Origin of the sequence: Spirosoma validum (genome assembly GCF_014699035.1) — a bacterium.
Lineage (GTDB): Bacteria > Bacteroidota > Bacteroidia > Cytophagales > Spirosomataceae > Spirosoma > Spirosoma validum.
Genome location: NZ_JACXAA010000016.1, coordinates 11,991 through 32,557 on the forward strand (window position 1 = coordinate 11,991; position 20,567 = coordinate 32,557).

The 20,567-nt window shown below is 49.1% G+C and carries 15 protein-coding genes and 1 pseudogene; 4 read left to right on the top strand and 12 right to left on the bottom strand.

Features of this window, described 5'->3' with window-relative positions; translation table 11 throughout:
* Positions 1 to 106: 106 nt before the first annotated feature.
* A complete protein-coding gene (locus tag IC230_RS29230; RefSeq protein ID WP_191042624.1) occupies positions 107 to 964 on the top strand; it encodes a DUF3037 domain-containing protein in 858 nt (285 codons plus the stop codon).
* A 21-nt stretch (positions 965 to 985) separates the two neighbouring features.
* Here IC230_RS29230 and IC230_RS29235 read toward each other — a convergent pair whose 3' ends face one another.
* From IC230_RS29235 to IC230_RS29255, 5 genes are all read right to left on the bottom strand, one after another.
* Positions 986 to 2,161: a Wadjet anti-phage system protein JetD domain-containing protein gene (locus tag IC230_RS29235; RefSeq protein WP_191042625.1), complete on the bottom strand. Its 1,176-nt coding sequence runs from the start codon at positions 2,159 to 2,161 to the stop codon at positions 986 to 988.
* On the bottom strand, positions 2,154 to 5,615 hold the full coding sequence (locus IC230_RS29240; RefSeq protein ID WP_191042626.1) for an ATP-binding protein: 3,462 nt from the start codon (positions 5,613 to 5,615) through the stop codon (positions 2,154 to 2,156). Before IC230_RS29240 ends, IC230_RS29235 begins: the two co-directional genes overlap by 8 nt.
* Entirely contained in the window at positions 5,602 to 6,219 is a 618-nt protein-coding gene (locus IC230_RS29245; protein WP_191042627.1) for a DUF4194 domain-containing protein, read from the bottom strand. Before IC230_RS29245 ends, IC230_RS29240 begins: the two co-directional genes overlap by 14 nt.
* Positions 6,220 to 6,291: 72 nt before the next feature.
* Positions 6,292 to 7,752, bottom strand: coding sequence for a DUF3375 domain-containing protein (locus IC230_RS29250; RefSeq protein ID WP_191042628.1), 1,461 nt, complete (start codon positions 7,750 to 7,752; stop codon positions 6,292 to 6,294).
* A gap of 192 nt (positions 7,753 to 7,944) precedes the next feature.
* Complete coding sequence (locus IC230_RS29255) at positions 7,945 to 8,343, bottom strand: T9SS type A sorting domain-containing protein (protein WP_191042629.1); 399 nt, start codon at positions 8,341 to 8,343, stop codon at positions 7,945 to 7,947.
* 267 nt (positions 8,344 to 8,610) lie between these two features.
* Here IC230_RS29255 and IC230_RS29260 point away from each other — a divergent pair, with 267 nt between their 5' ends.
* Together IC230_RS29260 and IC230_RS29265 are read left to right on the top strand one after the other, a co-directional pair.
* Positions 8,611 to 9,381, top strand: coding sequence for an ABC transporter ATP-binding protein (locus IC230_RS29260; protein WP_191042630.1), 771 nt, complete (start codon positions 8,611 to 8,613; stop codon positions 9,379 to 9,381).
* A gap of 36 nt (positions 9,382 to 9,417) precedes the next feature.
* Positions 9,418 to 11,091 (top strand): hypothetical protein, encoded by a 1,674-nt coding sequence (locus tag IC230_RS29265; protein ID WP_191042631.1) that lies wholly within the window; start codon positions 9,418 to 9,420, stop codon positions 11,089 to 11,091.
* A gap of 120 nt (positions 11,092 to 11,211) precedes the next feature.
* Here the strand turns inward: IC230_RS29265 and IC230_RS29270 are convergent, their stop codons facing one another.
* From IC230_RS29270 to IC230_RS29300, 7 genes and pseudogenes are all read right to left on the bottom strand, one after another.
* Complete coding sequence (locus tag IC230_RS29270) at positions 11,212 to 12,708, bottom strand: SusD/RagB family nutrient-binding outer membrane lipoprotein (protein ID WP_191042632.1); 1,497 nt, start codon at positions 12,706 to 12,708, stop codon at positions 11,212 to 11,214.
* A 44-nt stretch (positions 12,709 to 12,752) separates the two neighbouring features.
* A complete protein-coding gene (locus IC230_RS29275) occupies positions 12,753 to 15,971 on the bottom strand; it encodes a SusC/RagA family TonB-linked outer membrane protein (protein ID WP_223860924.1) in 3,219 nt (1,072 codons plus the stop codon).
* A 313-nt stretch (positions 15,972 to 16,284) separates the two neighbouring features.
* A pseudogene (locus IC230_RS29280) lies at positions 16,285 to 16,455 on the bottom strand (ATP-binding protein); the annotation flags it as partial.
* Between the two features lie 72 nt (positions 16,456 to 16,527).
* Positions 16,528 to 16,884, bottom strand: a complete 357-nt coding sequence (locus tag IC230_RS29285; RefSeq protein WP_191042633.1) for a DUF5615 family PIN-like protein — start codon at positions 16,882 to 16,884, stop codon at positions 16,528 to 16,530.
* A 90-nt stretch (positions 16,885 to 16,974) separates the two neighbouring features.
* Positions 16,975 to 17,130, bottom strand: coding sequence for a DUF433 domain-containing protein (locus IC230_RS29290; RefSeq protein WP_191042634.1), 156 nt, complete (start codon positions 17,128 to 17,130; stop codon positions 16,975 to 16,977).
* Positions 17,131 to 17,256: 126 nt separating this feature from the next.
* Entirely contained in the window at positions 17,257 to 18,624 is a 1,368-nt protein-coding gene (locus IC230_RS29295; RefSeq protein ID WP_191042635.1) for a sensor histidine kinase, read from the bottom strand.
* Positions 18,625 to 19,572 carry an acyl-ACP desaturase gene (locus IC230_RS29300; protein ID WP_191042636.1) on the bottom strand — a complete coding sequence of 316 codons (948 nt, stop codon included), beginning with the start codon at positions 19,570 to 19,572 and terminating at the stop codon, positions 18,625 to 18,627. It lies immediately after the preceding gene.
* Positions 19,573 to 19,757: 185 nt separating this feature from the next.
* Between IC230_RS29300 and IC230_RS29305 the strand changes: the two genes are divergently transcribed.
* Positions 19,758 to 20,522 carry a lysophospholipid acyltransferase family protein gene (locus IC230_RS29305; RefSeq protein ID WP_191042637.1) on the top strand — a complete coding sequence of 255 codons (765 nt, stop codon included), beginning with the start codon at positions 19,758 to 19,760 and terminating at the stop codon, positions 20,520 to 20,522.
* Positions 20,523 to 20,567 lie beyond the last annotated feature (45 nt).

Consider the following 20,567-nt stretch of genomic DNA (forward strand, 5'->3'; position numbering starts at 1 on the left):
GTACTATTAAATATGTGCAGACATTTCTTTGCGTTATACGTAAGCACCTGTTGCAAACTAAAGCCCGCGCTGGAGAGTTTTGTAAATTTTTAACGACATTAATCGCGTGAACTCAGTCTTCTATTATAGCCTCCTGCAATACCGGTACGCTCAGTCCCTGGGTGAAGTACTGAACGTTGGTGTGTTGCTATTGTTTCCTGAGCAACGCCAGGCTATTTTCCTACACCCCGAGCGATTAGGACGTATCAGAAAGTTGTATCCCAAGTTTGCCGAAAAAATCATCCGCTCCTATTTCAAGGGTATTGTCGCCAGAACCAATCAATTAACGAAACAGCCAGAAATTTTCGCTGATTACGAAGCGCATCCGCGCCAACTTATTGACAACGAGATTTTTATTCGTGATAGTAGCGCTTTGCAGTTTAGTGACGTAAAAACTTCTGTTCTATACACAGCGGATTTATCGGCGATCAGCGATCAATTCTATAAACTATACCTCTCGTTTTACGATGAAGACGAACAGCATACTGTCCGCCATGATGAGAGTTATTTACTGAAAGAATATCAGAAGCGCCTTCAGCGACGCTTAAATGGGTTATTGTCCCGTGAAGCGTTTGAGCGTCCGTTTACGATCAAACCCGAGGGTACTAACTTCGCGTATCAGTTTGCGTTTGCCTGGCAAAATGGTAGTCATAATTTGGTAAAGCCAGTCAGTTTCGATTTAAAATTAGAGCAATCAATTACCGACAAGGCAACCCTTAACGTAGGGCAGTTTACCGTGCTACGTCCTTATGCTCAGCAACATAACGCTCGTTTTGATGTATTGGTGGCACGGCCTAAAAACCATCAGTTGTACAAGCCTTATGATCAGGCAATTAAACTTTTAGCCGATCAACCGTTTGTTAAGATCGTTGAAGAGGAGCAATTGGATAGCTATTCCGAGAAGACAGCCGAAGCGTTACGTTAATCCAGTTTGATATACAGCTAATTACAATCTAATCAGCGTATTCGTTACCCACCCTTCATCTAACCGCTCCTGCTCTATCCGCCAGTTGTTACGTTTCAATAAGTTGAATAACTCCCGCTCATCGTTGGTGAGGTAGGGTAGCTCACTAGCTTTTGTTTCTTCGCCCGCACTAGTTAAATGATCATGGGCATCGAACGTAGCCTGATCCATCAGGATGGCTTGCGTTTGCGGGAAATGTTTGCGGCACTGGTTCAGTATCTGGAAACCGTGGGCGTCTAAGTCGCCCCAATACAGAATTTGCTTCTCGCGCAGCCACGCTACGTCCGCTAAGCATTCAATGGTAAAGCCTCCACCCGACCAAATGGCAACGGCGTTAGGCATCTGGGGAAACGTCAGGAAATTCAGCAGATTCTCGCAGATGACGATTCGCGATGCTCCTCCAGGCCGGGCCGTCTGTATGTGTTGGGCAAAAGTCGATAGCGGCAACCCAAAATCATCGTGTTTCCCGTCCAGACGTAGCGCATCGTCTAACGCCCGCGTGCGAATCATCGGCTCGGGTACGCGCAATCCCAGTTGTTTGCGCCAGTCTTTGTATTCGGGCCGGAGCAACGCGGGCCTGATACCGCTCAGCAGATTCAGCAATAAGCTATTACGCTCTTCCAGAAACTTCGTATGCACAGGCAGCGGGAGTTGACGGACGTAGTAACGGTCGGGTTCATACGTATCCCGAAAAAACCGGCAGATGGTCAGCCAGTGAGGCCAGTCGTCGGCGTTGTCGAGCAGACGCAGGGGGTATTGACGTAGCCAGGTTTCCAGTTCGGGCACCTGTTGCAGGGTCAGGCTGGCCAGTATTGTGAATCGTTTGAACGCTGATTGCTGGTTAATCAGGGCTAGGAAATCAGCAAGGCTGTCAAGGTAAATACGGGTGATATAAGCATTCTGACCGACCATCCGACTCCCCTGCGTTGTCCATTCCAGCGAATAGCCAAAGCCCCGCACCGCTTTCGACTGCTGGTGCAGGACTTCCTGTTCCTGCCGAATCGTGGCGAACCGGGCCAGTCGATCGGCAGCTTTGTCTAAGCCGATTTTCGGAACATCTTTGGGGAAGAATCCGTCAACTGTTCCGTCGAGCCAGGCCCGTAGTACGTCGAGCCACCATCGTTCGGCTTTTCGGCGAACTTCGTCGGGGCTAATCATCGGTCAGTGCAGTCTTGTGTAATTCTTTTGCCTCTTGGTACGCTTTTATAGTCAGGTTACGCACCTTCGATAGTTCGTCAATGCCTTTGGCGATGTAATGCACATGCTGAACGTAGCGTTGAATGACGTTGACTTTCTCGCCGGGCGTCACAATCAGCAGTTGCAGATTCATCCGACCGAACAATTCCAGACCATAGCGGGTACTTTCCTTGGAACCGCGTCCGAAGGCTTCGTCAATGACCACCAGGCGAAACGTACGCGGGGCACCTTCCCAAGTGATGTTATATTGATATGAAATGGCCGACGCCAGAATCGTGTACGCTAGTTTCTCCTTCTGCCCACCCGATTTCCCCGGCGAATCGCTGTAGTACTCTTTCTCGGCATGAGTCTCCTTATACCGTTCGCTGGCTCCGAACGAATACCACTGCCGCACGTCGGTCACTTTGCTACGCCACCGCTGGTCTACTTCATCCTGATTCATCAGTTTATCCAGAATCTGTTTGACATCGGTAAACTTCCGTTCGGCGTAGTTATCGACGTCACCAGATGTATTACTCAGGCAGTTACGCAGGTCATTTCTGAACGTAACGATATCGGACGTCGTAACGGGTTCGGGTACCAGTTGAATATACGTATCGAGCGTAGGATCGTAAGTAATTTCGGCCAGCCGTTCGTTGATTTTCTGGATTTTATCCTTGACGTCTTTTTCCGATTTACCAAGCTGCATTTGCAGATGGACAATGCTGTTGATCGTGCCTTCCTTCAGTTCTTTTCGAAAACGCTCCTGATGGCGGGGCAAATCATCGTCGGTGATACGTTGGTACAATTCTTCATAATCGCGGGCGGCTGTGATTGTGGCACTGGCCTCGTAATCACGGCTTTCAACGGGAAACGCATTGCAGAACTGTTGCATTTTTTTGACGACATCCTGCCCGGTACGTTCTTTATGCCCGGTCAATTTATCAATCTCGCCCTCCTTGCCCATTAACCGTTTACGAAGTTCGTCCTCCTTTCGCTCAATGTTACCAGCGTTTAAATCGACAGGGCCAAGCCGGTCGAGAATAGCCGTTTTGTGAGCCTCGGAAAGTTGATCGTCGGGGATAGCCAATCGATTGAGCCGTTGTAGCCAGAGCGGTAGCTGCTCCATAATATCGTCGTCGCTGCGGAAAAACGATTCCAGCAAATCGGCGTCCTGATTCACCACGCCCAGGGTGTCGAGTGCGTCGTAAAGTTTCTGAGCCAGCGCCGTAGTCTGGTTTTTCAATCGACCAACCTCCTCCGCCTGTTTCTTATAGGCTTCCTTTTTCGCTTTAAGTTTTTGCTCAGTCTTCGCAATGTCCTGCTCCAACCGACTCAATTCTGAGGATTGTTCGGTCAAGGCTAACCGCTCCGTTTCGAGTTGTTCGATTTCGGCAGCCGTGTGAGGCCAATCCAGTTCAGAAAAGTCACGTTGTTTGCGAAGTTCATCTACAGCCCGTTCCTGTTCACCCAGTTGTTTCAGAATACGTTCCTGTTCATCGAATTGCTTTTTCGTTCGTCCAAACTGATCATCAAGCTGGGACAGTTGACTGGTCAGGGCGTTAATTTTCTCTTCATTGCTCCATCCCAATACGTAATTCCGACGATTGTTAAGATCACGGCGGTCGTCTTTCTCATGCCGCATTTTTCCCATTTTTACCTGCCCGTTGCGGGTCATGGCGTAAGGCGTCCGGCGAAACTCGTCGACCGATTCACAGCAAATCAAATTATGTTCCTGCCGGATTTGGGCATCAAGCCAATCGAAAAACGGGCTGTCGTCTTTAATATCCAGCTTGTTCACCAGTGATTGTGGCGCAACTCGGTCAGTGTATCGATGTTCATGGCCAATAGTTCGGTAATACACCACTCGTTTCCCGAGCCGGATATGTTCCATAACTTCCGCCACGCGGCTATAGTCGGCATCGTTAACCAGCAAACTCAGTCCCAGTCCATACAAGCGATTCTCTATAGCACCTTCCCAGGCCGTTTCGGTTGGTTTTACCCGAATCAGTTCACCGGCAAACGGCAGGTCGGCCTCTGTTAATCCAGCGGCTTCGGCAATCCGTTGACGAATTGCCAGCCAGTCGCCCGGAATCTGCGTTTTTCGCTGTTTGAGCGACATAATTTCATCCTGGAGTTCGTTACGTTCATCGGTCAGTTTTTCGAGTTGCTTTTGCCGATTATAGTACTCTTTATCCGCCATTTTTCGACGGTCAGCCAGTCGCTCAGCAACTGGGTTTAACTGCCGCAGATTGGCGGTAAAGGTGTCAACATCAAGAGCTATTGGCAATTCCAGTAACTCGCAGCGTTCGCGATATAGTTTGGCATTGGCGGTACGTTCGGCACGGACACTATTTTTACTCTTGATCGTCTGCTCAATCGACTCCAGGCGCTTACCTGAATCTGAGTTTTTGCGCTCATTCTGAAGATCGTAATAGCGCTCCTGCAAGTCATCCGCTTCGCGTTCCAGTTCATCCCGTTTTCCGGCTTCAATGCCATAATACGTATCATAAGCCTCCAATTCTTCCCGATAGAGCTGGGCTTTATGATACGCAAAAAAGACGGGCAATTCGTCGGCCAGTTGTGCTAGATCAGCAATAGCAGCTTCCTGTTGCTGGTACTCCCGCCAACGGCTGGTAACGGGTTCCAAAAGTTGCAACTGTCGCCGGGCCTGCTGCACCGCTTCGTAGGCTGCGTTCAAATCCTCAAATCGCCGAATGACGGTTTCAATCGTTTGATCAATATCCGTTTTACTCAGCATCTGCGCCCGCACAAAATCGGTCAGGTTAGCCACCTGCTTCATCGAAATGGTCTGATAGAACAGATCGAGGGCTTCTTCGTTCCGAATACCCAGCAGTGAGCGGAATCGGGTCGAATACTCTTCAAACGTATCATACACCCACTCTTTCTGTTCCCTCAGTCGTCGTTTCAGGTCGCGAATGATGTCGAAGCCCGTAAAATGCTGCCGGATAGTCAGTTCCCGTTCCGAAACGACGAAAAATTTATGGGGCGAATCCATTACGTCGGGTAGCCAGAATACCTGCGCCAGCGTGACTACCTGATTGGTATTTTGGTTGATGAAATAGGCCAATAACACTGTATGAGTCGAGGCCGGATCGCGCAGATAAACCGCTTTGCTTTTATGCGACGTCTCCAGTTTCTCCCCCTTGAAAGCCCCCAACACGTAGGATTTCAGGTTCCGTTCGCGCTTGTCAGACCCGGCGGCTTTGTTATACGTAATGCGGTCGTTACGTACCAGCAACGTGGTTAAGGCATCAACCAGCGTCGATTTTCCGGCACCGATGTCGCCCGTTAACAAGGCATTGTCGCCGTTGGGTTCAATGTGCCAGACTTTCTGATTGAACGTACCCCAGTTTAACACTTCCAGGCGATGCAGGCGATAACCCGCTTTGGCATATGGATCAGTCGGCGTCATGGTCAGGATCTTGTTTGAAATACGTGAGTGCGTACTGGCGAAGTTTTTCCTCAAACTCGTTAATGAATTCCCCATCGACAAATGAGTTAAGGATGCGCCGGACTTCGTATTCTTCGCCTTCGTTTCCTAAGCTACGTAGCAAACCATACCGTTCGAGCGTGTTGATCGACTCATCGATTCGGTCGCGCACTTTGGCTTCGTCGGTCTGGCCAGCGTTCAGGAAATTGGTTAGTTGTTCATGAATGTCCGCCCGGTTGGTCCGTAGCATGGTTTCAGTAGAAAAGCGCTGGTGTTCAATCAATTGCTTGCGGAGCAGCACGACCAGTAACGTAGTCGGGTAGTTAAGCTGTCGCTTTTCAATGATCGTCGGCAGTTGCTCACGAATGTCCTCGTCCACATCCAGTTCAATAAAGCGGGCGTATCCTTCAGCTTCATCCAGTTCAAGATCGCCACCCCATTCGGCAACGTGCTTCCGAACTCCGTTTTGATGTTTCAGAAGCAGACGCCAAAGTCGATCCCGAACAGGATTGTCCTGTTGCTGAAACAGCGGGCCTTTGTAAAGCGCGCCCAGCACTTGCGCTTTTTCGATTTGAGCGATGTCCACAACCAGTTGGTTTTGACAGAATAAACAAGATTTATCTGTATGAAAAAAAACCTGTTTATCCTGTCAGAAAAATTATCGAACAAAAATTATTCTCGGCAATTGGAGCGTACGCAAACCATCGTCGGTCACAAACGTAATTTCGTCCTCTACTTCTTCCCGGACGGTAGCTTTGTCCTGCGCTTCGCCCTGCGTTGCCAGCGTCAGGTAGCCAACAATCTCGGCGAGGCCTTTCTGAGGTGGAAACTCCATCAGTATCGTCGCCAGCGAAACCTGCGAACGATGACGTAGTAATTGACCAACATTGGCTTCCAGTTGCTCCAGCGACACATCGTTGTCCGTTAGCAGCGCTGAAATGTCGGCATCCTGTTCGCCAGCCTCGACTGTTTCCGACCGAATCTTCACCACAGCAGGTGGACGAAATAACCGACGATTCAGGAAAAAGTCGAGTTGTGGTTTGCCGTCAATGTGCATCAGGTCACGGCCTTTCGGTGGATTAGCTTTTACACGTATGGCCAGTTCCAGCACTGATTCGATCTTTTGCAGTACGTGTTTATGCTCTCGGAAGAAATTGGTCTCGATTAGCCGACGCAGACTTTTGATAATCAAATCGTTTGCCCGGTTAACCGTACCGCCTGCTTCCACTAGATCGAATTTGAGCCGTTCGAGATCATGCAATCCTGAAGCGGCTTCCTGAAGCGCGGGCAATTGAACAACCTCGCTCATCAGGGCGTCGAACTCATCCTGTTTGGCCTGATTCATCAGCAACTCCCAAAACGCCCGGAAACTCTTCCCCTGATCACGCTCCCAGATTCGCTCGTCGATGGTTGAAAAAAGATTGTCCAACAGGCGTCCTTTCGAAAGCGAAGTCGTCAGAATTTCATCCCGTAAATCCCGGTCGATGTGCCGAAAATTCTGTTCTACCTGCCGGAAATCAGCCAGTAATCGACGGGCCGTTTCCTGTACTAGCTGAAAATTCTCACGGATGCGCGTAGCGTCCCATACGTCGAGTTCGCCCCGTTCAATACGTTCTATTTCGGCTTCCCGCTCCTGAATTTCCCGTCGTAACTGCTCAATTCGACTTGCTTTATCGCCCGAACTTCGATAGGCCAACTGCTCCAGCAAATCGAACAAAACCCGCAACCGCGACTCTGTACCAACGAACTCGTTCTGGTCAAGCTCCTGAAGCCAGCGTAACAGCAAAACCGCGTCGGGTGTCAGTTCATAAAAGGGCTCATCGTGGAGTAAATCATCGTAGAACCGACGTAGCATCCCGTCTTTTGTCCACTCGTCTAACTGCTCGCGGGGCGCCTTGGCATTAGTGTCCAGTTGATCGATGGCTAGTAAAAAATCGGTTATCCGGTTAATCAGGTCTGGCTCAATGTACCGGCTTTGGCGACGCTGTTCGAAAGCCTCGTGCAGGAACGCCGTCATAACTGAAAAGCCATCTACACGCTTACGGAAAGCTGCCAGTACCGGATGCCGTTCGTAGAGCGTTTTGGCCCACTGATAATCGAGGATAACCCTGGAAGCCATAGACTTAGGGAGCTTGGTGGTTGTAGCTACTAAAGATTGTAAACAAACCTATATACCCCACAACGTAACCTTTTTCCGCTCTTCTATCGTGTAGAGAAATTTATTTCCTTCGTAACGTATTGACTTGTTCCTAAAAAAAAACTCCCCACCTGTTCTGACAAGTGAGGAGTTTACTGGCCCTAAGAAGAACCGTTAGTTCATGGCCACAAGGCGGCTGGGCGTCGTTGGTGTTTTTGTGGAGAGGGTCAACTTATGCGTTGTCTTGTCAACGCCGTTCGTGATTTCTACTTCATAGGCGCCGTCGGGCAGTTCACTCAAATTCAGGCGAGTCCGGTACTGGCTTTCTTTCTTGCCCAGGTGTTGGCTATACAGTACGTCACCCTTGTCATTTTTCAGTCGAACGTCAACGGCACCGACCGTTTGTTTATCAAGCGCAATACTCAATTTGCCGTTGATGGTGGTATACACACTGGATTGATAGGAAGCTACGGCTGCTGTACGACCGCCGGGATTAGGATTTGCAAACGTAGCAGCTGATGTGGCGAAACTTACTGTAAGAGCTAAAGCGAGTGATTTGATGAGGGTTTTCATGGCTTATATGTTTTTGTCTTTGTTTAAAATCTAGTCGGGATCTTCCCGATTGGTGAAACAAAGATATAGGCTTAAGATGGTACTATGCATTACAAACTACCGGAACGGTTGTTTTTTTGGATGAGTGGCGATAAAGTGAGGATGATTGAATAAACGGCCCAGTCGCCCAGGGGAAAGCATCATCGAATCTACTCTCTTTTCCACTAGACGATGCTTTTTCCGTATCTTTCCCTTGCCGATAAAACCGGTATTGTGTCACGCTGCTCTATGAAATCCATTATCCAACTTCAGAATCTGCAAAAATCCTACGGCTCAACCCCCGTCTTGAAGGGAATTGACCTGGATGTATCGGCCGGGCAGGTTGTAGGCTATATTGGTCCCAACGGTGCCGGGAAGTCCACAACGATCAAAATTCTGATCGGGATGCTGCCTGATTACACGGGTACGGCAACGGTGTTGGGCATGGACGTAAAAACCAATTCGCTCGACATTAAACGCCGGATCGGGTACGTACCGGAAAATGCCGCCCTCTACGATACGCTGACGCCCATGGAATATCTGCAGTTCATTGGTCAACTCTATGAACTGGACATCACGCAGATAGAACGGAAAGCGCTCGACTTGTTACGTCTTTTCCAACTCAACGACCACGCCGACGCCCGCATGACGACGTTCTCGAAAGGAATGCGCCAGAAAGTGCTGCTCATTTCGGGGCTTCTGCATAATCCCGATGTTATTTTTCTGGATGAGCCCCTATCCGGCTTAGATGCCAATGCTGTCGTGCTGGTGAAAGAGATTATCCGGCAGTTAGCCAATAACGGCAAAACGATCTTTTACAGCTCACACATCATGGACGTCGTAGAGAAGATTTCGGATCGGATCATTATCATCAACCAGGGTCAGATCATCGCCGATGGAACTTTTGCCGAGTTGCAGCACCAGCGTCCCGAATCGCTCGAACAGCTATTTGCTCAACTGACCGGTAGTGAAGGGCAGACGGGAATTGCCGAAGAATTTATCCATACGCTGAAGAATTAGTTTTTATCATCCTAACGAAGGAAGCATGACAACACTATGACGTTCACTATTCTTTGGCTCCTCGACCGTTTGCAATCCCTATTTCAGGCACTAGGCGCTGATTACGGGCAACTACGGGCGATCGTGCAGGTCAAGCTGATGATGGATAACCGCCGGAGCCTCGTCAGTCTGGGCCGTTACGGTAAACAGTCAGCCGAAAGCAACAGCAATTTCACTCGTATTCTGGTCATCTATACGGTGGTCGGCGGGCTCATCAGTCTGAGTATGCTGGCTATTCCCGACAAAGACGTACTGTTCTTTCCACTCACGCTGCAGTTTGCCTACATCATGGCGCTTTGTGCGATGACGCTTATTTCGGATTTCTCATCGGTCATTCTCGATTCGTCGGATAACCAGATCATTCTGCCCCGCCCCGTTAGCAGCCGAACGCTGTGGCTGGCTCGTGTTGTACATATCAGCAGTTACCTGTTTGCCATTGCGCTATCACTGTCGGTGGTTGCGGTGATCGTCATCGCGGTTCGATTCGGGGCGCTGGCGGGTCTGCTATGCCTGATCATGAGTCTGCTATCGGCCGTGCTGATGGTCTTTCTGACCAATGTTTTTTACCTTGTCCTGATGCGGTTTATCAGCGAAGAAAAGCTTCGCGAGGTGATCAACTATTTTCAGATCGTGATGGCGGTTCTGTTTTACGGCGGTTATCAGCTTTTACCCCGTCTGATCGATTCACAGGAGGCACTGACGCAAGCCCTTGACCACCAGTGGTGGCACTACCTGATTCCACCCATGTGGATGGCTGGGGCTGTCGAAACGGTCGTTCGGCCCGTTCTGGATTCAACGCACCTGATCTTTTTGGCACTGGCTCTAATTATCCCATTTGCCGGACTCTGGTTCATGAACCGGTTTCTGACCGCCGATTTTACACAGAAACTAAGCAGTATCGACCAGGAAAGCCGACCGGAAATGGCTCAGGTAGCTGCCGTTCGGGCAACGCAGGCGAACGGTTCAGGCTGGATAGATCGGCTATCGGGCTGGTTCACAACGAATTCGCTCGAACGGGCTGCGTTTGCCTTCACCTGGCGGGTAACGAGCCGCGACCGGAAGTTCAAGTTGAAGACGTATCCGCAATTAGGTTTCGGTCTGGCGTACGTTGTCGCGATGTCTTTCCAAAGCCGTAGCCTCGGATCGAGCAATTTCTTCTATCTGTTCGCCCTTTATTTCGCCGGTATTTACGTCATGGTGGCGCAGTATCAACTCAGCGTTTCCGATAATTACAAAGCCTCGTGGATATACGGTAGCGCTCCTATTCGTGAACCCGGCGACGTACTGGCAGGGTCGTTAAAAGCCCTGATTATAAAACTGCTGACACCCTTCTACCTGCTGTTATCGGTTTACATTCTTTACCGGTATGGTATCGATAAAATCAGCGATGTGTTACTAGCGTTCAGCAATTCGCTGGTTATGTTGCTGAGCGCATCGCTACTGTCGACGCGTTACATGCCTTTTTCGGTAGTGCAGGACGCCCTTAAGCAGAACAACACGGCCCGTAGTCTTTTGGTAAGTGTCGTTTTGGGAGTCGTTGGCTTTTCACACTATGGCCTAACACTGATTCCTTACGGCGTATGGGCCGCCATTCCCTTTTCGGTCGCTACGTTCTGGGTTCTGCTTCGACAATACAAAAAGACAGGCTGGGCGCAAATTGAGATGGGATAGATAACCTGACTCAACTTTAACCGGAAAGCGGGGATTGCTACGTAGCAATCCCCGCTTTCCGGTTCATTCAACATACATAGCCGAAGTCTGTGCTACGTATCTATTACATGTTTCTTTCGACTAGCGCTTATCCCACCAGACTTTGCTTAGGTACGAATCTCCACTGGCTAGTCGAGCGACGGCCGCATCGTAATTCGTTTTGTTCAGCAACGTTTCCTGAGTGGAGTACACGGACCGTCGGGGAATCTGTCCATTCGTAGAACCCAGATTGGGACCGGGCGTCAGTTTTGGGTAACCCATTCTCCGCCATTCGATAAAAGCTTCGTACGACCGACCAAATAACTGAATCCATTTCTGGGTACCAATTTTTTCGAGCTTTTGCTCTTTCGTTAGCCCCGTAAAAGATAACTCGGTATACGTCGTCGGAATGGTCGTTACGTTATACGGAGCCATCGACATAGCCGCTTTTACCCCGTCCTGATAAAACTTCTCAGCCTGATCAGCGGTCGAGCCCCACCCTTCCAGAGCCGCTTCGGCTTTGTAGAAACTTACGTCAGCGAAAGTGAACTGCTGGCACGGAATGGGGGGCGTGTAGGCTTTATTGAAAAACGTCATTTGCGAAGCCGTCGAATAATCGTCCTTAATAATGGTTTTAAGCAACGCATCCGTCAACGCGACCCCAATGCCTTTATAAGCCGGTTTACCAGCTTTTACTGAATTGACGGTAGGCTCTACCAGGCGGGGAAGACGCGGATCATTGGTCGAAACCAGTTGACTCACGAAGCGATCGGCCAGATACTTTAGGTCAGGACTTCCGGCCAGCCAGTGGTTCAGCACCGGATGGACATTCGCATTGGTCGCGTCGTTGTAGGTCGGAATGGCGGCATTATCGGCGTTCGACTCCATGAGTGGTTGACCCATGGCTTCGGTTACTGTTTTCTGCGCCAGGGCTACGTCTGCATACCGAACCCGCATGCCTAAGCGAAGCTTCAGCGAGTTACCGTATTTCTTCCACTTCGCTACGTCCCCTTTGTAGTAAAAATCGGCCGTACCGTAATTATCATCACTCGCGTTAAGTTGCGCAATGGCAGCATCGAGCGTCGTAATCAGCGATTTGTACATTGACTCCTGCGTATCGAATGCAGGTTGGTTACTTACATTTTCGACACCCAGCGCACTTTGCGAGTACGGTACGTCGCCGAATAAATCGGTTAAACGCTGCCAGATCGAAATCTCGACAATCCGGGCAATCGCCAGTTTCGTGCGTCCCTTCGGATCATTTTCCAATCCTTTCAACAGTTGATTTCGTATCTGGCTGATGTTCCGCAAATAGGTGTAATGGCTGGCCCAGAGGTCGGTATCGGCCTGCTGAACGTAACGCGAACTCGAAATCAGCACACCACCAGCCCACTGTTGCACCCAGGACCCAAACTGGTTGTTAGGATATTCGTACCCTTCCGAAAAGGCAGCATCCCGTTGAACTTTCGACAGGACAAGACCCGGATCAATCGTCGTAACAGAGGTAGGGGGCGTATTTATTTGTTCAAAATCATTCGTACATGCTTGGGCCATCAACAAAGCCACAGCCAGGTAAATCGGTGTTAGTATTTTTTTCATTGACAAATCAAGTTTGGTGAATCTGACCGATTCAGAGATGTTGTTTACAATTCGCAGTTGAGGCTAAACCCAACATACCGGAGCAGGGGTAACGCAGTCGATTCCAGACCCAACGACGAATTATTGACGTTGAACGAAGACGCTTCGGGCGCGAACCCATCGGTTTTACGTTGTAAGTAGAACAGGTTTCGACCATACACCCCCGCCCGAATACTGCGGAATGGCGTTTTGCTCACCCATTTGCTGGGGATGCTGTAGTTAAGGGTCATTTCCCGCAGCATAACGTAGCTGGCGTCGTTGAGCATCTCTTCCGCCACTACGTTGTCTTTGTCGGGAGCTACTACGTTCCAATAATCCTGCGCCCGTACCGATTTGGTATTGGCCTGCGCGGTTCCGGTCCAGGTTCCATCGGCCGCCTTCGAACCAACCACACCTTCAGCTACGTAACTGCCGTCGCGACCTGGTAACGTCTTCTTGATCGTTCCGTAAATCAACTCCTCGCGTAAGCTTTGCGAATAGACTTTGCCGCCCTGACTCACGTCAATCAGGCCCGACAACGTAATGCCTTTGTACCGAAAGACGTTATTGAACCCGCCGATCCATTTTGGTAATGCATTGCCCATTTCGTACAGAATTTTGGCATTCGTTTTCACCGGAAGGCCCGTTGCGGGGTCGATGATTCGGTTACCTGCGCCATCCCGAAGCCACTGAAATCCGTTACCCAGAATCGTACCGAACGGCTTGCCGGGTGTGGCCACGACCTGTACTCCACGATCACTACCCAGTATATACGTCGAAACGCCTTCCGCCAGAGAAACTACCTCGTTGCGGTTATGCGAATAATTGATGGTTGCATCCCAGGAGAAACCTGACGCCGTTTTGACGGGGGTTCCATTGACAGACAGCTCAATACCATGGTTTCGAATTTCGCCCGCATTGATCAGCCGCGACGTAAACGTACTCGACGGCGGCAAGGGCACATTCAGAATCTGATTTCTGGTACTGGCGCTGTAGTAGGCGAACGTTACGCCCAGACGATTTTTGAATAAACGAGCCTCCAGCCCAAACTCATTCGACGTCGTCAGCTCGTTTTTCAGGTTCGGGTCAGGGATGGTCGATGAAAACGACGCCAGCGGAATACCACCCTGCGTATATTGATCCAGGGAGTAATTTCCATTGAGCTGATACGGACTACCCGAACTACCCGCCTGCGCCCAGGATGCTCTCACTTTCAGGAAACTCAGCGTAGGACTTTGTAACCGCAGGGCATCCGTCAGAATTAAGCTTCCGCTAACGGCCGGATAAAAGAATGAATTGTTTTGGGGCGACAGTGTTGATGACCAGTCATTCCGGGCGGAGAAATCAATAAACGCCATGTCTTTGTAACCAACCGACCCTGAGCCATACACCGAGTTGATCGACGATTCAGTCAGGCCAAATACGTACGAATTTGTCAGTGTGTTGTTGATAATAAATAAGTTGGGCGCAATAAATTCATTACCTGTGTTTCCTGTCGTACGCGAGAAGTATCGCTGATGGTTGGCGCCCAAGTTCAACGCAAACGAAATATCTTCCGAGATTTTGGGCGTCAGCGACAGCAATACGTCGCTGTTGTCCTCCCGCGTCCGGGTAACCTCTTCGGTAATATCGCCGTTCTTATTGGTCGTTACGTACGTGCCCTTGTCGCGGTATCGAAACCGTTCGTCGGTGTAGAAATCCGTTCCGGTTCTGGCTGTCAGGCGAATCCAGTCGTTGAATTGATAACTCAGCCGGATCAGACCAATGATACGCCGACGGTCGTCCGAGTTGCGGGTCCGGGTCATGGTCCAGTACGGATTCGCCGTCGATGAATTGGTGGCATACGTTTTTTCAAGCCCGACAAATGGCGTTGTTCCATACCCAAGCTGTTTGGCAATATCGGCTGCCGTCCAGGATGAATTTGCCAAAATATCCATTGGCATACTTCGTGGCTGGCTGATAAAGATATACGCCGGATTGTCGGCAGCGTCCGAAACCGTCGGTCGATTCACGCCCGCCTGCGCGATGTAGTTGACTTTGAAGTCGGCCTCCAGCTTGGAGGTTACTTTGGCCACGGTCCGCAAGCTGATGTTATTTCGCGTCAATGTATTGGTCGGTACGTAGCCGTTAATGTTCGTATTCGAGTACGCCAGGCGGTAGTTCACAGCATCGTTGCCCCCTTCCAGGCTCAAGTTGTTAACCATCTGTTTTTCGGTATTGAAAAACTTTTGAAAGGTATTTGGCTGCGGGGTCAGGTTCAGTACGTTCCCCCACTGATCTTCGTATTGCTGACCGTCCATACGTGGGCCCCAGCTAGCTCGGGTGAAGCGATCACGACCGCCACTCATTTTAGGCATCCCCTGAATACCACCCGACTGTGATGCCGCCCAGGTGTATATTTTGCCATCATTTCCCCGGAAGTTGGTGAACATACCATCCAGGCCCTGGCCGTACTCATCCTGAAAATCGGGCAGTACCAACGCATCCCCTATTGAATAATCGATCCCGTATTTAACGCCGATCCCTTTTTTATTTTTACCGGATTTAGTGGTAATCAACACCACACCGTTGCTGCCCCGTTGGCCGTATAAAGCTGCCGCATTTGGCCCCTTCAGAACCGACATGGTCTCGATATCTTCAGGATTTATGTTCGAAATACCATCACCATAATCGATCCCACCGGTGCTGCCGGGTGCCCTGGGATTTTGGTTATCCATCGGAATCCCATCAATGACGTATAGCGGCTGGCTATTTCCGACGAGTGAGTTGGCTCCCCGAATAATCACCCGCGACGAGCCTCCGGCTCCATTCGCTGAACGCGTGACCTGCACACCTGCCATCTTACCAGCAAGCGATGTCGCTACGTTCGCTTCCTTCGCCGTTGACAAATCCTGTCCGTTCAATTCCTGTACCGAATACCCTAATGAGCGCTTGTCGCGCTTGATACCGAGCGCCGTTACCACAACCTCACTAAGCACGGCATTGTCTTCACCGAGAGTTACCACAATTTCCGTCTGGTTGCCTACCGGTATTTCCTGCCTGACAAACCCTACACCTGAGAAAATAAGGGTAGAATTATTATCCGCATTAACCGAGAATTTACCTGCGACGTCTGTAACAGTTCCACGAGTTGTGCCTTTCACCAGTATGTTTATACCGACCAACGGCTCTTTTTTGGCATCAAGGACGGTTCCCTGAATCGTGGATTGCGCCCACAGAGTTCCCGAAATTAAAAAGGCTATCATCGTTATGGATAGCCTTTTTTTGAAGAAGGAAGAGAGAGATTTCTGCATATTTGTTAACAATTTCTTAATAATTACTTAACACTAACATAACATTAGCACTTCCAAAAATAATAAAATAGTGCCCAAAGACAATGCTTCATTACCCATAAAATGGGTTAACTAACAACAGAAAAACGAAAGCTGGTAGCTGAATTGAAACGCAGGAAATAGGCTCACAGAGTATTTATCACTAGCCCATTGCAGATTTTTAACGTATCATCTGGCACCTATCAATATGGGTGATTAACTGGAATACATACTCACACCGAGTATTTTAAAACGTCAGGCTAAAGGTGCTGCCTACGCCCGGTGTCAATTCGGCCGTGAGCTGGCCATTGTGGAGTTGCATGATCTGGCGGGATAAACGTAAGCCAATGCCCGAGCCGGTTTTCTTGGTCGTATAGAAGGGAATAAAGATCTGCTCCAGTGCTTCGGGTTCAATGCCGGTTCATACTAAATTGCACTAGCTTCTCTGGAACATATATTCTTCGAGAATATATACCGAAAATTTCAGCCCTTAATAACTAATGATCTGTGCCTGATTCAATACAACCATGCCTGAATCCTGCATTAAAAGGTCTTGGCTTATAGTCCATCGAGCCTCCAGAAAAGCGGTTAGTTCACGATTTCTAATGTTGCCAAGCTGAATATGTATGACACGGGGCGGAGCGCCTTTTAGAAAAAACGAATCTGGAAAATCAGCATCTTTTGTTACAATGATTCGACTCTCTTCAAGGGTGATTTTGGCAATCTCTATGTCTTGCAACAAATGGCCGTCGGGAAAATGTGTGGTATGAATTGCATCAAATCCTTTCCAGCGCAGGTAAGTTGCCAACATAGGTGGCTGTTGCGTATCAACAATAAACTTCAGCACAGCTGTTCAGGAGGCAAGCGGCAAATTAATAATTGTTCTAGCGTTGGCAATATGAGCTGCGTAGAGCAGAGCAGCCTGAATATCAGCTTCTTACTGATACGGATAGTCGGCTAAAATTTCCTGATTAGTCATTCCGGCCGCTAATAATTCCAATAGCTGCGCGACCGTAAACCGCATATTCCGAAGGGTTGGTTTGCCTTGGCTAACGGCCGGATTCAGGGTTACACGGGCAAGCAGATTTTCCATATCAGATAAACATTTCAGCGAAACTACAGCTTTTTATTCTCTATCCACTTTTGTAATCCCTGTAATTAATCAGTCTAAAAGATACGATCAGAGTATACTGTGGGTACAAGATAAAAATCAAAGTGATCAGAACGTCAGGCTAAAGGTGCTGCCCGCTCCGGGTGTCGATTCGGCGGAGAGCTGGCCATTATGGAGTTGCATGATCTGGCGGGATAAACTTAAGCCAATGCCCGAGCCGCTTTTCTTGGTCGTGTAGAAGGGAATAAAGATCTGCTCCAGCGCTTCGGGTTCGATACCCGGCCCGTTGTCTGTTACGTTAATAATAACACGTGGCCCGACTGCTTCGGCCTGGAGGTGAATAACCGGAACCTGCGAAGTACCTAAACTCTCGACCGCATTTTTGATCAGATTAATCAGGACCATTTCGATCTGGGCAGTATCGGCCCGAATCGCCAGATTAGGCAGTGAAACTTTACAGCTAATTTGTGCTTTGGGGGCATTAGCCTGTGCTAACTTAACCACGCTACGTAGCAGTTGCTCAACAGGTACGTCGGCAAAAATAGGCTGCGGAATTGTCGTAAAATGGCGGTACGCATCTACAAATTGCATAACCCCGGCGCCACGCTGCTCAATCGTTACCAGTGCATCGCGTAAATCGTTGATTGACTCGCCAACGTACGATGGTAAAATCAACGATTGACTTTGGCTGGTTGCTGGTTCAGCTAAGGGGACTAAATCCGTTTCGACAATATCACGCATCGTACCAGCCAGCGATACGATCGGTGTAATGGAATTCATGATTTCATGACGTAGCACCTTCGTCAGATTTTGCCATGCGTCGAGTTCACGCTGCTGTAACTCTGTACGAATATTCTGCATCGACACCACGGTTACTAAACGGCCCCGCAAACGAACGGCAGTACAGCGTACCGATAATTCGCCATCCGTACCGGTTTGATAAGAGACGGGCGTGGGAGATGTGGCCGCATTACGTAGCAAATCGGCTAAATCAGGATGAGTTGCATTTAGATCGTTGAGCGTTCGCAGCCGATAACTACCCAGCAAACGCAAAGCCGTCTGATTGACTAGTTCTACCTGACCGGCTGAATCGAAGGTAAGCAACCCAACACTCACGTGCTGAACGATCGTGTTGACATAGTGAAGGTTTGCTTCTTTCTCAGCTCTTGCCTGCCGAAACGCATCCAGCACCTCGTTGAATTGATCATTCAATTCCTGGAACGTAGGGCCGAGGTTGCTGTCGGCCCGAAACGCAACGGCAAAGTCAGAGTAACGTACCGATTCCAGAAACCGAGTCAGTTTGCGATTTAGACTAGTAACGTAGCGATACAGATTGACAAGTAAGATACTATCAGCAACAAACAGGGGAAACAGCAACAAGCCGTTACTGTCCTGAATATAGAAATACGTTATCGCACTGGTCAGAAGGACTATACCAATGATACGCCAGCCGATACCAAGAGCAAACCGATCCATCTATGAAGCAATCCAACTGAATGGATACTCAAGCGCCGGAATTTTGGTTCGTCCAGCTACCCGACGTAAGCGGGCAGGTAGTGCCATCAGGTAATCGCGGGCACGTTGTCCGGCATCGTTCAGCCCATTGATGGAGTCAATTTTCCAGTCGATCAATAATGACTCAGCAATCTCAATATAATCCTGAGTCGTATAAACGCCTAAACGCTGGGCCGCATCAGAAAAATGGCTGAAAGTTTCACCTAAGTTAACGCCGGCTTCGCGCAGGAAGTGAGCCGGCATGACAATCTTTTTGCGCATCATATCCTCAAAAGCCAGCATCATTTCTGATGGATCGACCTCAAAAATCTGACTCACAAAGGTTTTATACGCTTTGGCATGGCGCATCTCGTCGGAAGCAATGACCCCGCATATTTTCGACAGTTGGTTGCAGCCTGCTTGTTTGGCCAGTGTGGCGGTCCGACGGTGTGATACGTTAGTGGCCAGTTCCTGAAACGATGTATAAACGAAATTCCGATACGGATCGCGGCTGGTTCCAATGTCAAAGCCATCGGCAATCAAATACTGGGTCGATATCTCCATCGCATGCATGTTTACTCGCCCCGACAGATATAGAAATTTATTGAGCAAATCGCCGTGGCGGTTTTCTTCGGCAGTCCAGCTACGGATCCAGCGCGTCCAGCTGTGCGGATTATCCTGATCGATACCTTCCATAGCCATCAGCCACGATTCGTACGTAGGCAGAGCTTCTTCCGTAATCGTATCACCGACAAGTACGGCTATATAATCGTATGACAGTTCACGGCAACTTTCACGCAGAAACTTCACTTCATCCAGAAATGTCTCTTTTGTTGTATCAGGCAACAGATCGGACGGCTGCCAGTATTTTTCAACTGGCTTCAAAAATTGATCAATGGATTCGTCAATTGTTTCACCAACGAATCGCATAACTTCCAAACGTGAACCGGATAAACTCATGAGGCAACTAACCCAGAAAAATGAACAAAAAATCCAACTGTTTTGTAAAGTTCGGCAATATAAACGATTGAATTCGTCCCATTCCCGTTTTTTTCTACCTGATAAAAATCAGTAGATCACTAATTTTGGGCATCGAATCATGACTGTCGTCATATATGAAAAAACTCCTGGATTACGTTCTGAGTATCATTTATCTGATTTATTTCGGTTTAGTATTAGTCATTTTTCACGTAGCACAGGTCGTATCTTTTCACGGATTTGGGAAAAACGCCCATAAGAAATCCGTCGACTGGATGAATGCATTCATCTCGTATGGCTGGTATCTGACGGGAAGTACGATCCAATTTAATGATCGATCTGACCTGCCTACTGACCGCCCAATTATTTTCGTGCCCAATCATCAGAGTATGTTCGACATATCGCCAATTATCTGGTTTTTACGCCGACATACGCCCATTTTCGTCTCAAAAATCGAATTGGCTCATGGTATACCGGGCGTCTCGTACAACCTTCGAAAAAGCGGTGCTGCGCTCATTGATCGTAAAGATCCGAAACAGGCAATTGTCGAGATTTCGCGTTTAGGCAAACTCATTCAGGAAACAAAACGATCTGCTGTAATTTTCCCGGAAGGCACACGAACGCGGTCCCTATCTGGCGAAATGCGTCCGTTTGTTACGGGCGGTGTTGCTACGTTACTAAAACGAGCGCCAAGCGCCCTTGTCGTGCCCATCGCCATCCGGGGAACGGGCCATTTTAATCCAAAGGGCTTATTTCCTTTAACGTCATTTTCGCGGATGTCGTGGCAAGTGCTTCCCGGTATTGAACCTGCCGGGCGAACAGCCGAAGAGGTTGTACAGATGGCACGGGAAGCTATCGCCGTGGAGTTAGGCCATGTTAAGCCAAGTGTCGATAACGTCTGACACCTGACCTAAAAATTTGATGTAAATTTCTTGTTTCCGAACGGG

Excerpts from the sequence above, each read along its gene's own strand:
- IC230_RS29235 (WP_191042625.1), bottom strand. The coding sequence starts at position 2,161 with ATGATTAGCCCCGACGAAGTTCGCCGAAAAGCCGAACGATGGTGGCTC.
- IC230_RS29240 (WP_191042626.1), bottom strand. The coding sequence starts at position 5,615 with ATGACGCCGACTGATCCATATGCCAAAGCGGGTTATCGCCTGCATCGC.
- IC230_RS29250 (WP_191042628.1), bottom strand. The coding sequence starts at position 7,752 with ATGGCTTCCAGGGTTATCCTCGATTATCAGTGGGCCAAAACGCTCTAC.
- IC230_RS29255 (WP_191042629.1), bottom strand. The coding sequence starts at position 8,343 with ATGAAAACCCTCATCAAATCACTCGCTTTAGCTCTTACAGTAAGTTTC.
- IC230_RS29260 (WP_191042630.1), top strand. The coding sequence starts at position 8,611 with ATGAAATCCATTATCCAACTTCAGAATCTGCAAAAATCCTACGGCTCA.
- IC230_RS29265 (WP_191042631.1), top strand. The coding sequence starts at position 9,418 with ATGACGTTCACTATTCTTTGGCTCCTCGACCGTTTGCAATCCCTATTT.
- IC230_RS29270 (WP_191042632.1), bottom strand. The coding sequence starts at position 12,708 with ATGAAAAAAATACTAACACCGATTTACCTGGCTGTGGCTTTGTTGATG.
- IC230_RS29275 (WP_223860924.1), bottom strand. The coding sequence starts at position 15,971 with ATGATAGCCTTTTTAATTTCGGGAACTCTGTGGGCGCAATCCACGATT.
- IC230_RS29290 (WP_191042634.1), bottom strand. The coding sequence starts at position 17,130 with ATGGAAAATCTGCTTGCCCGTGTAACCCTGAATCCGGCCGTTAGCCAA.
- IC230_RS29295 (WP_191042635.1), bottom strand. The coding sequence starts at position 18,624 with ATGGATCGGTTTGCTCTTGGTATCGGCTGGCGTATCATTGGTATAGTC.
- IC230_RS29300 (WP_191042636.1), bottom strand. The coding sequence starts at position 19,572 with ATGCGATTCGTTGGTGAAACAATTGACGAATCCATTGATCAATTTTTG.
- IC230_RS29305 (WP_191042637.1), top strand. The coding sequence starts at position 19,758 with ATGAAAAAACTCCTGGATTACGTTCTGAGTATCATTTATCTGATTTAT.